The following is a 1,087-nucleotide window of genomic DNA, read 5'->3' on the forward strand; positions in this document are numbered from 1 at the left end:
CCGCGGATGTACGCGTTGGCGTCGCCGGGGGCGGCTAACTCGGCGCGCGCCGCGGTCTGGATGCGGCCCCGGGCCGCCGGCGCGCCCGCGCCGCCGGCCCGTGGCCGACCGCGCCGGCGCGGGGCGCTGACGCCCTCGCTCACGGGCCGGCCGCCTCGGGCGGGACGGCCAGGTGCAGCCGGGTGAAGGCGAGCGCCTCGGCGAGGTCGGCCTCGCGTTCGGCGGCGGACATCGACCGCCGGGTGTTGACCTCGACCACGACGTGGCCGGTGAAGCCGTTGCCGGCCAGCCGCTTCAGGAGGGCCGCGCACGGCTGGCTGCCGCGCCCCGGCACCAGGTGCTCGTCCTTGCCGGAGCCGCCGCCGTCGGCGATGTGCACGTGCGCCAGCCGGTCACCCATCCGGTCCACCATCGCCAGCGCGTCGGCGCGGGCGGTCGCGGTGTGCGAGAGGTCGACGGTGAAGTGCCGGTAGTCGTCCTTGGTGACGTCCCAGTCGGGCGCGTACGCGAGCATCTCGCGGTCCCGGTAGCGCCACGGGTACATGTTCTCGACGGCGAACCTGACGTCCGTCTCGTCCACCATCCGCCAGATGCCGCTGACGAAGTCCCTGGCGTACGAGCGCTGCCAGCGGAACGGCGGGTGCACCACCACGGTCGATGCGCCCAGCCGCTCGGCCGCGGCCCGCGCCCGCTGGAGCTTGACCCACGGATCGGTGGACCACACGCGCTGGGTGATCAGCAGACAGGGCGCGTGCACGGCCAGGATCGGCACCTGGTGGTAGTCGGACAGCCGGCGCAGCGCCTCCACGTCCTGGCTGACCGGGTCGGTCCACACCATGACCTCGACGCCGTCGTACCCCAGGCGCGCCGCGATCTCGAAGGCCGTCGCCGTGGACTCCGGATACACCGAGGCCGTGGACAGGGCGACCTTCGCATCCGGGATGCGCACCACTGGCTCCGTCACGAGGGACAGGGTACGGCGTGCCCCTGTCCGGGCCCGGGGCCGGCGGGCCGCAGCGCACCGGCGGGGGCCGTGCGGACCGCTCGCCGCGGGGTGGCGCGCGGCGGGCGCGGCCGCCGCCCCCCC

The 1,087-nt window shown here is 76.0% G+C and carries 1 protein-coding gene; it reads right to left on the reverse strand.

What is annotated here, in order from left to right; all coding sequences use genetic code 11:
• Positions 1-139: 139 nt before the first annotated feature.
• Positions 140-964, reverse strand: a complete 825-nt coding sequence (locus AAHZ94_RS34450; RefSeq protein ID WP_349997609.1) for a sugar phosphate isomerase/epimerase family protein — start codon at positions 962-964, stop codon at positions 140-142.
• Between the last annotated feature and the right edge of the window lie 123 nt (positions 965-1,087).

Source organism: Streptomyces sp. HSW2009, assembly GCF_040240285.1.
Taxonomy (GTDB): Bacteria; Actinomycetota; Actinomycetes; order Streptomycetales; family Streptomycetaceae; genus Streptomyces.